This window comes from Priestia sp. ABM2_011 (genome assembly GCF_056158845.1).
On record NZ_JBSWUB010000001.1, the window covers coordinates 2,876,316 to 2,889,010 of the forward strand.

The following is a 12,695-nucleotide window of genomic DNA, read 5'->3' on the forward strand; positions in this document are numbered from 1 at the left end:
ATACACACACGAAAGAGGTGAAAGTATCTGATGGAGCAAACAAAAATGACCTTTGAGCCAGCTTCAATTAACGATGATATGCATGCGAAGCTTAAACAACTAGAAGAGCAGTTTCAACAAACGTTGGGAAAAAGAGTAGCTTTAGTTGCATACGAAGCTGAAAAATAAAAAAACAAAAAAAGAAAAGACCTAGTGTCTTTTCTTTTTTTGTTTCAATAAGGTTAACATACATTAAATTACAAGATTTTTTCATATACTTTCTCAAAATAAGTTATAATATAGTGTAAAAATACACTATATTAGTGTTATTTCACTTTTTGTATGGTATAATTTCACAGAAATAAAGAAAGGAGCTTACAGTTTGTGATGAAGAAAAACCTGTTGTTAGGATCTTTTTTATCTTTTTATCTAGTAGGTTCGTATACCTCATATCATATCTATAAACAGCAGCAAACCCGTCCTGTAACGGAGGATGTTGCGCAGCTTCTTCCTACAAAAGTCAAAGAAATAAAGCATGGAACCACTGAAAAACAGCTGAAAAATTGGGTGAAAACCGCTTCACAGCATCATGAAAAAATAGCGATTTCAGGCATGCAGCACAGCCAAGGAGGGCAGACATACTATCCTAATGCTATTTTACTTGATATGAAGCAGTACAATAAAATTATAGATTACAAGCCCCGTCAAAAAGAAATTACGGTTCAAAGCGGGACAACGTGGAATGATATTCAGCAATATATACATAAAGACGGTCTTGCTCTTAAAGTTATGCAATCACAAAATATTTTTACCGTTGGAGGTTCTATTAGCGTGAACGTACACGGCAGAGATATTCGATACGGTTCTTTAATGGATACGGTCAAATCTATGCGTCTCCTGCAGGCGGACGGATCTATTATCGAAATTAGCCGGACGAAACACCCCGAGCTGTTTTCTTTAGTAAACGGAGGCTACGGGTTATTTGGGGTCATTTTAGATGTGACGCTTCGTTTAACGGATGATGAATGGTACGAAGATGAAATTATTCGCTTAGATTATAGGCAGTATACAGCGTATTTTAAAAACTACGTACAGCATAATCCTGACGTTCGTATGCATATGGCGCGTATTTCTGTTTCTCCTAATCAATTGCTAACAGATATGTACGTCACAAACTACCGTTTATCTTCTCAAAATACTTCTACTGCAAACGAACCGCTCAAAACAGAAAAAATAGTGGCGCTTCCTAAATTTATGCTAGGACTGTCTCGATACAGCGACTGGGGAAAAGATATGCTGTGGGAAACACAAAAGGCTTATTTCTTAAAACAAAATGGACGGCTTGAAACAAGAAATAATGTTATGCGTTCTGAAAGTGATTTTATGGAATACGAAAGTGCTAGCCGGACGGAAATTTTACAAGAATACTTTGTTCCAGTTAATGAATTTGCTTCTTACATCGAGGATTTACGTCAAGTGTTATCAACTGAGGAATTAAATTTATTGAACATTACCGTTCGCTATGTAGAGAAGGATAATAAAGCCGTCATGTCTTATGCAAAAGACGATATGTTTGCTCTTGTTTTACTTATTAACCAGAAAAGAGACAATCAAGGCATCTCTGATACACAAAGAGTTGTCCGAAAAATGGTGGATGTGACGCTGCAGCATCAGGGAAGCTATTACTTGCCTTACTACGGCTACCCAAGCAAGAAGCAGTTAGAAGAGGCTTACCCTCATACAACCGCCTTTTTTAATTTGAAAAGAAAATATGACCGGAACGAAACGTTCGTTAATTTATTTTATAAGGAGTATGGAAAATGACGTACAAACAACTCTTACATTCACAAAGCCTGATGATTACCGCAAGCAGTATTGTGTTTCCTTTTTACCTTTTACTGCTTCGAAATCTTGGCGATAGCTATTCACAATTTGGCTTAGCTTACGGAATTTTTGCTTTAACCGCAGCTTTGAGTCATCCGTTGATCGGTTCATGGAGTGACAGAGTAGGAGAAAAGCGCTTGCTTCTTTTATATACGTTTGGGATGGCCGTTGTTATGATTGTGATTCCTGTTTTAACAACGATCACACAGGTGTATATCATTCAAATTATAATGGGTCTGCTTGGAGCTCTTCAAAAAACAGCAGAAAAAATAGCGTTATCTAGGCAGACAGATCGTGCTCACACAGGAAAACAAGTAGGACACTATCATTTATGGACCTCTATATGGGCAGCCTTGGCCGTTATTGCAACAGGGTATATCATTGATTTTCTGACAATCGGAAGCCTTTTTTACATCACTTCGTTTATGTACGTAGCGGCAGGGGTATTAATATGGCAAAAACCAAAAACAATCGAGCTTGAACACCACCATTCGCTGTAAAAGCATATATGGACAGGTCACCTGAATTTTTTAGTTCGTACAGTAAGATACTATAAAAAATTTATGTTCTCCCGATATAAGTACTGAAAGGAGAAACGTTTATGCAAGGTATAAGTATATCAGGGCAAGATGCATGGTCTTCTATTATAGTATCGTTCGCTATTTTCATCATTATATGGGGTCTGATTCCAGGCTTAACTATAAAGTATGTATGTAAAAGTCAAACACTAGGTATAGCAAGTTTTTTTATCGGTATTGTCTATGGAGTTAAAGCAGGTCATTTTCTTATTTAAATACGGTTTAGGTTAAATAAGGAAGCTTGGACCGCTATTAGCTAAGTCGGAGTCCCTTTTGTTTCCTGTTATTTTTTTAGAGCAATTCTCCATAATAACAGTTAAAGAGGTGAATCCGATGACAGATAACAATGTCGGGGTTGGAGTTAGCGGAAGCGAAGAGACTAGAAAAAAATCTACTGTTTCTAGTAAAACTCCTATATCTAATGATGTACAACAAAATCAAAAACAAGATAACTACGAAAAGCTTAGCCATCAACTAAATTCATTATCTGATGATGAATTTAGAGCAGATCGTGATGAAGATTAAGGGCTACCTATCAAAAAAGAATATTTAAATTAAATAAAGTATTATGAAAGTAAACTAAGTGGATTCCATGACTTTAACGTGATAGCATTAAGTACTGGTACAAACATACCACTTGACTATTTTGACATGCTATCTTGTCAAAGTTCTTGGTTATTTCTTTGATAACTGAGAATTCATTTGTAACCTTTAAGTAGAGATATAAAGGTAATCCTTCACTTTAATAAGTGAAGGATTTTTTTTCATTCCGTAAAAGTTTTGCAATTGTTTGGATTAATAAGAATAAAACAGATACATTGTATACAATGTAAACGTCGTCATGTATAATGTAACTTATTCTTAGTTGAAAACTTGAATGAGCAGGACAGACATACTCGAGATAAGCGGAGGCATACACCGGTGTCTAAAAAAATACATGATTTTAATGATATTATCCGAAAGCTGCGCAAAAAACTTTTTGGAAAAGGTCCAGAACGAATTCATACTGTATTCGTTCAAAACATGGCTATTTCAACTTTGTACGGCAACTTAACGCCAGCTGAACAATTTATCGCGAGAACAACCGAAGGTAAAGAGACGGTACATATGGCAAGAACGAAGCTTATTCAAAACCTTTATGCTTCATCTCCTCCAGAGGGGCTTGAAGACTTGTTAGGAGCTAAGCTGGAGTACTTATTTTCTGATATCAAAGTGGAAGAAGATATTGCTGTTTCTGTGTTTGTGTTTGAAACTAATATTCAGTAGAACAACGCAAAATACATAATTTAATTAAATGAAAGAGAAGTAGGATTGCTTGTTTTTTATTTGATTTTATTATAAATAATGATGACTGATATACTGTAAAGAAAGTGCAGGATTATTAGGCAGCATTCAAAAACCTTGTGTAAAAGGTGTTTTTGAGTGCTGCCTTTTTTAATTAAGGAGGAGTTTTATGGCATTTCACAAGCCGGATAAAATGTTAAACATCGCTTTAGAATCGGGGGTTTCAAAGACGAAGTTATCCCTTTCTTCTATTCTTATGCTTGGGTTTCTAGGAGGCGCGTTTATTGCGCTTGGTTTTTTACTAGATGTGCGCGTCATTGGTAATTTACCAGCTGAATGGGGAAGTTTATCAAATCTTTTAGGAGGAGCCGTCTTTCCTGTAGGTCTTATGCTGGTAGTACTTGGGGGAGCAGAGCTCATTACGGGGAATATGATGTCTGTCTCCATTGCCCTGTATGCAAGAAAAATTTCGCTTCGTCACTTGTTTCATAACTGGTTTTGGGTCACGCTTGCTAACTTTTTAGGTGCCGTATTTATTGCGTATTTCTTTGGACATATTGTCGGGTTAACAGAAACGGGGCCTTTTTTAGATAAAACGGTAGCAATTGCTCAAGCTAAAATTGACGACTCATTTTTTAAAACGCTTATTTCTGCCGTGGGCTGCAACTGGCTTGTATGTTTAGCTATTTGGCTTTCATACGGCGCTGACGACGTTACGGGGAAAATTCTTGGTATTTGGTTTCCGATTATGGCATTTGTTGCGATTGGCTTTCAGCACGTTGTAGCCAATATGTTTATTATTCCCGCTGCTATTTTTGCAGGTCATTTTACATGGATTGATTTTATGACAAATATTATCCCTACCTTTATTGGAAATATGATAGGTGGAGCTGTATTTGTAGGCCTTATTTATTTTTCTTCTTATCAACAGAAACAAAAAGAACGATTAAAAAAAGCTTCTTAATCAGGATTTATCAGTTGTCATTAAAAAAGCAGTCTCTTAGTAAAGAGGCTGCTTTTTTGATAGTGAAAGGTGAAAAAATGTACTTTTAACAATTTATGTATGATAACATATAAATCGATTAGAATATGGTACCATGAGCGTTTGAATCCACACTATTATTTTCATAATAATATTATGGTTAACTAGATGTTGATTAATACATTCGCAATTGAATATCTAGTACTACTTACTGTTTTATATGATTCATATGCAAATCATATTTAATAACTTACTAACGCTAACGGAGAGTGAAAAAATGAAGTTCATGCTTGCTGTTTTATTGATTATACTTGGTAGTATTTTAGTTGGTTTGACCAGTAACAGTCTAGGCGCAACAGGTAATAACATCATGCATTTATCTGGAATTGGGTGCCTTATAGCAGCTATTTTTATAGCAAAAGGCAAAAAAGATATCAAACACCGTAAAAAAAAGGAATGCGATGTTTAATCACGCATTCTTTTTTGATGTAAGCAGCTCTAGGCCTTTGTCATCCACTTTTTCTTACGATTATTATAAAATAGAAAGTAACAGCTATACATACAGCAGTAAGGTGGTATTTAACAATGAAACAATCTAACAAAACAATCGGTATTGCAGCGCATGTGGATGCAGGGAAGACTACGTTTTCCGAGCAGCTTCTTTACCACACAAAAAGTATTAAACAGCGAGGAAGAGTTGACCACAAAGATTCGTTTCTTGATACTCATACGATTGAGAAAGAACGGGGCATTACGGTATTTGCTGACCAAGGAACTTTTTCATATAACGGTTCTACTTATTATTTAATTGATACACCTGGCCACGTCGATTTTTCACCTGAAATGGAACGTTCTATTCAAGTGATGGACTATGCGATTGTTATCTTAAGCGCAGTCGAGGGAGTGGAAGGGCATACAGAAACGGTTTGGCAGCTGCTTCAAAAACATCGTGTGCCCGTATTCTTTTTCATCAATAAAATCGATCGTGTAGGAGCAGATCCTGAACGTGTTATAAATGATATTAAACATAACTTAACCCCTGATGTTTTTGACATAACTTCAGAGCTTATAGACGGCTCGTTAAGTGAGGAACTTATTGAATTTACAGCTGAAAAAGATGAAGAGCTTTTAGATGCATTTATGGAAGGCAAGAATGATCAAGCTTATTGGAAAGCGGCTATGCAAAAGCTTTTTCAAGCCAATCAGATTTTCCCGTGTGCTTGTGGCTCAGCTTTGCAAGACATCGGTATTGAAAGTTTTTTAGAAAAGCTCGATTTGCTAACAGAAACTCACTACTCGCAGGAAGAAGCATTTTCAGGGCGTGTATATAAAATTCGGCACGATGAAAACGGCATGCGCATCACGTTTATCAAAGCTCTAAGCGGGACACTGCAAGTGCGTGATGAAGTGGCTTATGAAAAAAACGGAGAGCTATACGAAGAAAAAATCACTCAAATTCGTGCTTATAACGGAAGCACATTCAAAAACGTAAATGAAGGTTCAGCCGGCGAACTTTTTGCAGTTACAGGATTGACTTCCGCATCCGTTGGAGACGGTCTTGGAACGTTAAAAGAAAGCCGCTCCTATGAACTTTTGCCTACGTTAAAATCAAAAGTTGTTTTTGAGCCTTCTGTTCATCCAAAAGAAGGAATTAAACTTTTTCAACTATTAGATGCCGAAGATCCTTCTTTACATGTGACGTGGGAAGAAAGGACTCAAGAGCTTCATATTCATGTGATGGGAGCCATTCAGCTTGAAGTTCTCGAAAAACTGATAAAAGAACGCTTTAATATAAACGTACAGTTTGAAGAACCAGAAATTTTGTACAAAGAATCTATTGAAAATACAGTGATGGGCTACGGGCATTTTGAACCGTTGAAACACTATGCAGAAGTTCACTTGAGAATAGAAGCAGCGGAACGAAACAGCGGAATTACCTTTGAAAATGCTTGTCACGCCGATGATTTATCCGTTGGGTATCAAAATCTGGTCCGTCAGCATATATTTGAAAAGCCGCATCACGGTTTGCTAACGGGGTCGCCTACTACTGATCTAAAAGTGACGTTGTGTACCGGACGAGCTCACAACAAGCATACAAGCGGAGGAGATTTTAGAGAAGCAACGTACCGAGCATTACGACAAGGGTTAGAAAAAGCCAAAAATATTGTGCTAGAACCGTATTATGACTTTAAAATTAAAGTGGATATTGATCAAATGGGGAGGGTATTAGCTGATGTTCAAAGCGCACACGGCCGCTTTGATTCTCCTGTAACAACCGAAAACAAAGCGATTATTACAGGGAAAGTTCCTGTTGCTACTTTTATGAACTACGGTTCGACGCTAGCATCTTTTACGCACGGAAAAGGAGCGATGTCTCTATTATTCGGAGGGTATGAACGTTGTCATAATGAAGAAGAAGTTATTGAACGAATCCGCTACAATAAAGAGGCAGATCCGGAATACAGCTCATCCTCTGTCTTTTGCGCCAAAGGACAGGGATATACGGTTCCTTGGAAAGAAGCAGAAGAAAAAATGCACTGTTTATAAAAAAACACTGTAGCAATTGCTACAGTGTTTTTTCTCCATACCTTACCTTTACAATAAAAACCACATTATAGTATAGTTTACTTATATTTCTAAAAAATGAGGTGATAGAAACGTGGATGCTACTGTTAAAACAACTAAAAGCGGGATAATAGGTGGGGTTCTTGGAGGAATTTCACTTTTATATGTTATCATTAATACTTTATTGATCCTTAACTTTTTTACAGGACTTGTTGAGGCTGAAAAGCTTCAAGGTCTTCCTATTATCGCACCTATCTTTTTAGTTCCGCTCATGATTGTCCCTGCAATTATTGGTTTTTTTATAAAAAAAGACAAGCTCTGTCTATGGGCGATTATTTTAAATATCATCTTGTTTCTTGTACCAATTGGCTACCATGTCATCGGTACATTAGTATTTGGCCCTTAATTTAAAAAAACGAACAAACTTTATATTGAAGTTTGTTCGTTTTTTTATATCATATAACCTTCTATAACCACTATTGAGCCGGAGCAGTAGCTGTACTGCTGTTTTCGTCTTTTACCATCATCCTTACACCTTGTACAACCGCAATTCCTTCCCACTTATCAAGATCAGGTTCGAGAAATTCTAAAGCAAACGTGTGTGGACGTAATGACAGAAACGAAGAAAGTGTGCGGACTTGAATGACAGGAACGCCGGAACGCAAAACGTCAAATTTACGATCTGTTATATTCCCCGTAATTTCATATGTATCGCCGTCGTTTCTAATATAAAGATACTTCTTTTTAAAAAAAGTGAATTTCCGTTGAATCATTCCAACTTCATTTCCGTGGTGATCTGAAATAATCATCTTTGGCATAAGGGCAAACATTTTAGATTTACCTGTAAACACGATCTCTTCGTTTTTTAAAATCTCAAATTTATTAGCAATAGATAACTTATATGCGACATTTCCAACAATGTCTTGTGATTCATTATAGATAGGAGATTCACCTAATTCGAAAAACTTGTCTTGCAAAATAATTCCTTGTTTCTCCATCTAAAAACCTCCTTTAGAATATATTACCATATCTTACACCTTTTGAGTTTGGCAAGACTATTTTCATGGGTATTATTAAATAAAGTTCGTCCTTACGTGCTACGAATAATGAAAAGAATGAAAATAGGTTTCAAAGCTCATAATGTGTAAAGGAGACCTGCTTGTTACAACACCAGGTGGAACGTAAAGCAATTTGTTAGATATACATAAGGAGATGATACTTTATGCCTCAATGGCATCCGCATCGTGAACAAAAAAATTTACCTGATGAATTTCCTGTTAATCCGCTTTTTTCTCGACAAGGAGAAGTGACGATTCCAAGGCTGCGTATTGGTGATCAAGGTATGCTTCCCGAAACAGCTTATCAAATCATTCATGATGAAATTGCTTTAGACGGGAATGCCCGCTTAAATTTAGCTACGTTTGTTACTACGTGGATGGAGCCTGATGCAAAGCGTTTGTATGGAGAGTCTTTTGATAAAAATATGATTGATAAAGACGAGTATCCGCAGACAGCGGCTATTGAAGAGAGATGTGTACGTATTTTAGCGGATTTGTGGAATTCACCTAATCCTGATACAACGATGGGTGTTTCTACTACAGGTTCATCTGAAGCTTGTATGCTTGGTGGACTGGCGTTAAAAAGACGGTGGCAGAAACTGCGTAAAAGTAAAGGGCTATCAACAGACCGGCCGAACATTGTATTTAGTTCATCCGTTCAAGTGGTGTGGGAGAAGTTCGCAAACTATTGGGACGTAGAGCCTCGTTATGTGAACATTAATGCAGATCATCCTTATTTAGATCCAGAAGGCGTCATTAATGCGGTTGACGAAAATACAATTGGTGTCGTACCGATTCTTGGAGTGACGTATACAGGAGTTTACGAACCAATTGCTGCTATTGCAAAAGCATTGGATGAGTTGCAGGAAAAGACAGGATTAGATATTCCTATCCACGTAGACGCTGCTTCTGGAGGTTTTATCGCTCCGTTTCTTCAACCAGACCTTATCTGGGATTTCCGCTTGCCGCGAGTAAAGTCCATTAACGTATCGGGACACAAGTACGGTTTAGTCTATCCTGGTTTAGGGTGGGTGATTTGGAGAGAAAAAGAAGACTTGCCTGAAGATCTTATTTTCCGCGTTTCTTATTTAGGGGGCAACATGCCAACTTTTGCGCTTAACTTCTCTAGACCAGGAGCACAAGTCCTTTTACAGTACTACAATTTCTTACGTTTAGGTAAAGAGGGCTATTATGCCGTGCAAAAAACCTCCCAAGAAAACGCGCTGTTTCTCAGCCAAGAAATTGGAGAAATGGACGCATTCGAAATTATCGCCGATGGTTCAGATATCCCGGTTCTTGCTTGGAAACTAAAAGAAGGATACACGCCAAACTGGACTCTTTATGACCTGTCTAGACAACTGCGCACGTATGGATGGCAAGTGCCTGCTTATCCACTCCCAGCAGACATGGAAGAAATCACAATCATGCGCATTGTTGTTAGAAATGGATTTTCAAGAGACCTTGCTCATTTATTTATGGTTAATTTCAAACAAGCCGTTGAATTTCTTAACTCATTGGATAGACCTGTTCTTAAAGACACGAAATACGACAATGGATTTCATCATTAACAGCGATTACAAAAACAAAAAGCCGTGTTATGAAAAGTACATGGCTTTGTGTTTTTTATGCATAAAAAGATAATCTTTTCAAAAAAATACCATAAATCAAACAAGAAAATATTCTTATATTTTCTTAATTTTGGTATAATAACCCCTAAGGTTTTATAGTTCTTTAGAATTATATAAAACCTAAAAAAAGATAAAAAAAGGGGATAATAGTCTATGAAAATGTTGAAAGTTGCTTTTGGCATTCCGTTGTTAGCCGTATTGCTAGCAGGGTGTAGTGATGAGTCCAGTGAAACGGTATCGCAAAAAGAAGAGTCTGCAGAGAAATCAACAGCGGTTCATACGAAAGAAAACGGCAACAAAACGGCTGTAAAAGAATCATCGCCAAATACATTACAAACAAAAGCATCAACCATTAAAAAAGCCGTTAATTCTAAAGAAGCTGATCGCGATTACTTATTAAACGTAATGAATGGTTATCAGTATATCCAAGTAGGTGACAATCAGTATATTTACTACGGGATTAATCAAGAGCAAAATGTTTTTTGTATGATGGAAGTTAATTTTGACGCCAGTGGTGATTATGTAGAAAACATCAATTTTGTTGATAATGCTTCAGAAGAACAAATTGCTTTGCTTCAAAACCAAATACAAGAACAACAAAAGCAATTATCAGACCTTGAGCAGCAGCAAATGGAAAAAGAATTAGATGATTACTACGCGCAGCTAGAAGAAGACCGACAAAAAGAAGAAGAGGCACAGGCCAAGGCTGATGCAGAAGCTGAAGCTCAGGCAGAAGCAGATCGCAAAGCGGAAGAAGAACGTTTAGCAGAAGAAGAGAAGAAACAGCAGGAGGAAGAGGAAGCTCAGGCAAAAGCGGATGAGGAAGAAGCTCAGGCTGATTCGGAAGAAGCTCAGGCTGATTCGGAAGATGAGGCGCAAACAGAATCAGAACCAGAGCAAGAAGAAGATACAGAAACCCTTGAGGAAGAGGAACCAGCCGAACAAACAGTTTCCCAAGAGCAAGCTATCCAGCTAGTTCGTGACCAACAAGGCATATCTGAAGATTCACCTCTTCTTGTAGAATACGATCACCTTGACGACTCAGGAAACTATATTATCCATGTTTATGAAAATGTTGTGGATAATGAAGATACAGGAGAGGAACATACAGCTACACAAGGTTGGTATCAAGTAAGTCCTAGTGATGGGTCAATTACTGATGTTACGGTAGATGGTTACTAATAAAAAGAAAAAAGGTTTATTAAAAGAAGCGTTCCTAACTAAAAGGGAGTTGCTTCTTTTTTAAGGTATAATTTCATAGAATATATTTCTAAATTATGCACAAAAGGAGAAATCAGATGAAAAAACGTTATATATTCGCACTGCTTGCTCTCTTTCTACTCACGACCGCTTGCCAAAATCCCTCTCCACCTGTGGATAAAACGAGCAGACTAAGTAAAAAAGAGGCTCACGAGTTAGGAAATCACCTTGAACTTGTGAAAGTGGATGTATCGATTGTTACGGATAAACGTTTAGTTGGTTCAACCATTATCACAGAAGGAAAAGACAAAGGAAAAGAGCTCGTGCCTACTAGTTTATATTACGAAATCGACTTAAAAAACACAGGTAAAAAACGCGTTGGGAAAGAACATCCGGACAAAGGAATTGAAATGGAAATTCAGCCTCATATACCATTAAAAAATGCACTAGAAGAGAGCGTTGGCTTCAATGTATTTAATCCTGATGATAATCAAGATAGGTCTGGACTGGGATATGGTTTTTCGTCTCCTAGCATTCTCAAATATAATGAACAAGGAAATTTTACTTTGAATTATGATTTAGGGTTTAAAGGTTCAACTAATAAAGAGCAAGCTTCTCCTTTGAAAGCATCTGACCAACAGTTAAAAAAGCTAGAACTACAACTTTTAGATGGAGTTTTAGTTGTCAAGCAAGAAAAACAGGTGTTAGCCAAATTTGATATGAAAACTAAAAAGAGAATTGAAAAATAATAAACAACGGTAACATGGTAAAAGCCTACTTGACTAAGTAGGCTTTTTTAGAACCACATTTTTTTACATACGTTTTTACGATGAATGTCATATATTTGGCTGATGCCGTGTTTATCAAATTTATCAAGTAGCTTATCAGTTCCACGCTTCATTTTATAGTTCATTTCACTTTCGTAAAGAGGAAGTACATTATAGAACTCAACATCTTTTCCTTCACGGATATGAACGCTCCAGGCTTCTTCTTCAGTTAGTGGAGGGAGCAAAAGAGAAGCACAAAGCTTTGTATTAGAGCTAAATGGTTTAATTGGGTTGTCATTTTGAATCGTGTGACCAAACCCTACCCATGTATCTAATTCATGGGGGAAGCGAGCTAAAAATTTTAAATTTTCAATTGGCCAATATATTTCTTCTTGCTTAAATCCTTCTTCTGAAAGGTCCCATTCTGGTGGTAAAAAACAAAGGAGTTCAGTATAACGACCACCTTCGACTTCTGGCGGAGTATTCATTGCCTTATCACTCATTCCTTGAGTAATAAGCGTATGGTAAGGACGTTCTTCACTAGGTGCAATATGATAGACATCTACATGTACAAGATGAGACATAATTTCATGATAGACCATATAAATAGGTCCAAAATAACGTTCAATATGAGCTTCCATAATCTCTCTTGCTTCTTCATCTATGTCAACATTTGGATCAAAATCCTTACCTGAACCTTTATGAGTGTATAAAACATCCCCTGATTCTGTGTATTCATATTTATCTTCATTGTTTGACATGCTTTTAAT

The 12,695-nt window shown here is 37.0% G+C and carries 15 protein-coding genes; 13 read left to right on the forward strand and 2 right to left on the reverse strand.

Annotated features, from left to right (window positions below; all coding sequences use genetic code 11):
• Positions 1–30 precede the first annotated feature (30 nt).
• The 10 genes from ACXAE4_RS15560 to ACXAE4_RS15605 all read left to right on the forward strand — a co-directional run bounded on the left by ACXAE4_RS15560 (position 31) and on the right by ACXAE4_RS15605 (position 7,678).
• Positions 31–168 (forward strand): hypothetical protein, encoded by a 138-nt coding sequence (locus ACXAE4_RS15560; protein WP_014459963.1) that lies wholly within the window; start codon positions 31–33, stop codon positions 166–168.
• A 198-nt stretch (positions 169–366) separates the two neighbouring features.
• Positions 367–1,803, forward strand: coding sequence for an FAD-binding protein (locus ACXAE4_RS15565; protein WP_028413261.1), 1,437 nt, complete (start codon positions 367–369; stop codon positions 1,801–1,803).
• Positions 1,800–2,363 carry an MFS transporter gene (locus tag ACXAE4_RS15570; RefSeq protein ID WP_028413262.1) on the forward strand — a complete coding sequence of 188 codons (564 nt, stop codon included), beginning with the start codon at positions 1,800–1,802 and terminating at the stop codon, positions 2,361–2,363. The genes ACXAE4_RS15565 and ACXAE4_RS15570 overlap by 4 nt, the downstream gene beginning before the upstream one ends.
• A 101-nt stretch (positions 2,364–2,464) precedes the next feature.
• Positions 2,465–2,656, forward strand: coding sequence for a hypothetical protein (locus ACXAE4_RS15575; protein WP_028413263.1), 192 nt, complete (start codon positions 2,465–2,467; stop codon positions 2,654–2,656).
• A 118-nt stretch (positions 2,657–2,774) separates the two neighbouring features.
• Complete coding sequence (locus ACXAE4_RS15580) at positions 2,775–2,966, forward strand: hypothetical protein (RefSeq protein WP_028413264.1); 192 nt, start codon at positions 2,775–2,777, stop codon at positions 2,964–2,966.
• 396 nt (positions 2,967–3,362) lie between these two features.
• A complete protein-coding gene (locus ACXAE4_RS15585; RefSeq protein WP_013057171.1) occupies positions 3,363–3,707 on the forward strand; it encodes a Na-translocating system protein MpsC family protein in 345 nt (114 codons plus the stop codon).
• A gap of 187 nt (positions 3,708–3,894) precedes the next feature.
• Positions 3,895–4,689 (forward strand): formate/nitrite transporter family protein, encoded by a 795-nt coding sequence (locus tag ACXAE4_RS15590; protein ID WP_028413265.1) that lies wholly within the window; start codon positions 3,895–3,897, stop codon positions 4,687–4,689.
• A gap of 295 nt (positions 4,690–4,984) precedes the next feature.
• A complete protein-coding gene (locus ACXAE4_RS15595; RefSeq protein ID WP_028413266.1) occupies positions 4,985–5,176 on the forward strand; it encodes a hypothetical protein in 192 nt (63 codons plus the stop codon).
• Positions 5,177–5,292: 116 nt separating this feature from the next.
• Positions 5,293–7,254: a GTP-binding protein gene (locus ACXAE4_RS15600; protein WP_289578939.1), complete on the forward strand. Its 1,962-nt coding sequence runs from the start codon at positions 5,293–5,295 to the stop codon at positions 7,252–7,254.
• A gap of 112 nt (positions 7,255–7,366) precedes the next feature.
• The gene (locus ACXAE4_RS15605; protein ID WP_034327748.1) at positions 7,367–7,678 is read left to right on the forward strand and encodes a hypothetical protein; all 312 of its coding nucleotides are present in this window, start codon (positions 7,367–7,369) and stop codon (positions 7,676–7,678) included.
• A gap of 70 nt (positions 7,679–7,748) precedes the next feature.
• Here ACXAE4_RS15605 and ACXAE4_RS15610 read toward each other — a convergent pair whose 3' ends face one another.
• Positions 7,749–8,270: an LURP-one-related family protein gene (locus ACXAE4_RS15610; protein WP_028413269.1), complete on the reverse strand. Its 522-nt coding sequence runs from the start codon at positions 8,268–8,270 to the stop codon at positions 7,749–7,751.
• Between the two features lie 224 nt (positions 8,271–8,494).
• On the opposite strand from ACXAE4_RS15610, the gene gad reads away from it, so the two are divergent.
• The 3 genes from gad (at position 8,495) to ACXAE4_RS15625 (ending at position 11,907) form a co-directional block, all read left to right on the forward strand.
• A complete protein-coding gene (gene gad, locus ACXAE4_RS15615) occupies positions 8,495–9,898 on the forward strand; it encodes a glutamate decarboxylase (protein ID WP_028413270.1) in 1,404 nt (467 codons plus the stop codon).
• 213 nt (positions 9,899–10,111) lie between these two features.
• Positions 10,112–11,140: a hypothetical protein gene (locus ACXAE4_RS15620; protein WP_028413271.1), complete on the forward strand. Its 1,029-nt coding sequence runs from the start codon at positions 10,112–10,114 to the stop codon at positions 11,138–11,140.
• A gap of 116 nt (positions 11,141–11,256) precedes the next feature.
• On the forward strand, positions 11,257–11,907 hold the full coding sequence (locus ACXAE4_RS15625) for a hypothetical protein (protein ID WP_028413272.1): 651 nt from the start codon (positions 11,257–11,259) through the stop codon (positions 11,905–11,907).
• A gap of 47 nt (positions 11,908–11,954) precedes the next feature.
• Here the strand turns inward: ACXAE4_RS15625 and ACXAE4_RS15630 are convergent, their stop codons facing one another.
• Entirely contained in the window at positions 11,955–12,686 is a 732-nt protein-coding gene (locus ACXAE4_RS15630) for a suppressor of fused domain protein (protein ID WP_028413273.1), read from the reverse strand.
• Between the last annotated feature and the right edge of the window lie 9 nt (positions 12,687–12,695).

What these genes read in the sequence shown, in the direction of transcription:
- ACXAE4_RS15590 (WP_028413265.1), top strand. Translation starts at nt 3,895, where the DNA reads ATGGCATTTCACAAGCCGGATAAAATGTTAAACATCGCTTTAGAATCG.
- ACXAE4_RS15580 (WP_028413264.1), top strand. Translation starts at nt 2,775, where the DNA reads ATGACAGATAACAATGTCGGGGTTGGAGTTAGCGGAAGCGAAGAGACT.
- ACXAE4_RS15620 (WP_028413271.1), top strand. Translation starts at nt 10,112, where the DNA reads ATGAAAATGTTGAAAGTTGCTTTTGGCATTCCGTTGTTAGCCGTATTG.
- ACXAE4_RS15575 (WP_028413263.1), top strand. Translation starts at nt 2,465, where the DNA reads ATGCAAGGTATAAGTATATCAGGGCAAGATGCATGGTCTTCTATTATA.
- ACXAE4_RS15570 (WP_028413262.1), top strand. Translation starts at nt 1,800, where the DNA reads ATGACGTACAAACAACTCTTACATTCACAAAGCCTGATGATTACCGCA.
- ACXAE4_RS15630 (WP_028413273.1), bottom strand. Translation starts at nt 12,686, where the DNA reads ATGTCAAACAATGAAGATAAATATGAATACACAGAATCAGGGGATGTT.
- gad (WP_028413270.1), top strand. Translation starts at nt 8,495, where the DNA reads ATGCCTCAATGGCATCCGCATCGTGAACAAAAAAATTTACCTGATGAA.
- ACXAE4_RS15565 (WP_028413261.1), top strand. Translation starts at nt 367, where the DNA reads ATGAAGAAAAACCTGTTGTTAGGATCTTTTTTATCTTTTTATCTAGTA.
- ACXAE4_RS15625 (WP_028413272.1), top strand. Translation starts at nt 11,257, where the DNA reads ATGAAAAAACGTTATATATTCGCACTGCTTGCTCTCTTTCTACTCACG.
- ACXAE4_RS15595 (WP_028413266.1), top strand. Translation starts at nt 4,985, where the DNA reads ATGAAGTTCATGCTTGCTGTTTTATTGATTATACTTGGTAGTATTTTA.
- ACXAE4_RS15560 (WP_014459963.1), top strand. Translation starts at nt 31, where the DNA reads ATGGAGCAAACAAAAATGACCTTTGAGCCAGCTTCAATTAACGATGAT.
- ACXAE4_RS15600 (WP_289578939.1), top strand. Translation starts at nt 5,293, where the DNA reads ATGAAACAATCTAACAAAACAATCGGTATTGCAGCGCATGTGGATGCA.
- ACXAE4_RS15610 (WP_028413269.1), bottom strand. Translation starts at nt 8,270, where the DNA reads ATGGAGAAACAAGGAATTATTTTGCAAGACAAGTTTTTCGAATTAGGT.